This window comes from Paenibacillus sp. P4_E11, assembly GCF_056401635.1.
Window position 1 is genome coordinate 1 of the sequence record NZ_JBFUIX010000715.1, and the last position, 556, is coordinate 556.

Here is a 556-nt window from a genome sequence, read left to right on the forward strand (position 1 = left end):
CTACAAGAGGATGTTCTAACTAAGCTCGGGAACGTTCTTTTTCACAAAGGCAAGACACTTACACCAAGGGAACTAGAAATACTAAAGGCCTTTTTGATTCCCTACGTAGATATCGAAATCGAGGAAAACGAAGATTCCGAGCGAACGGAGTTTTTGAAAGAAGAAGAAAGTGCATTGCCATTTTACATAGAATACCATAACATGTTGCAGCTGGTGAAACGAGTGTTCCGCAACGCCATGGCCGGAGCCAACCTCCCTGTGTTAGACATTCGCAATACGATGGAAGCTCTACTGGCTCAGATCCAGCATTACCATGTACTAACGTTCTCCCCTAGAACGATGAATATGTCGGAATACATTTATCATAACAGCATTCAGGTTGCCCTAACCTCGTACATACTTGCCAAATGGCACGGACTTACATCCAAGGACTGGATGCCGGTTGCTTTGTCGGGACTGCTTCATGATATTGGCAACGTGAAGATAGATTCCTATATCTTAGAGAAGCCATCCAGACTGACCGGTGTGGAGCTAGAAGAAATGCGCAAGCATACCA

1 protein-coding gene is annotated in these 556 nt (G+C 44.8%); it reads left to right on the top strand.

All coding sequences use genetic code 11. From position 1 onward, the window contains the following. Positions 1 to 174 precede the first annotated feature (174 nt). Positions 175 to 556, top strand: a 382-nt coding sequence (locus AC1DWB_RS37090) for an HD-GYP domain-containing protein (protein ID WP_477546016.1), incomplete at its 3' end; no start/stop codon positions are given.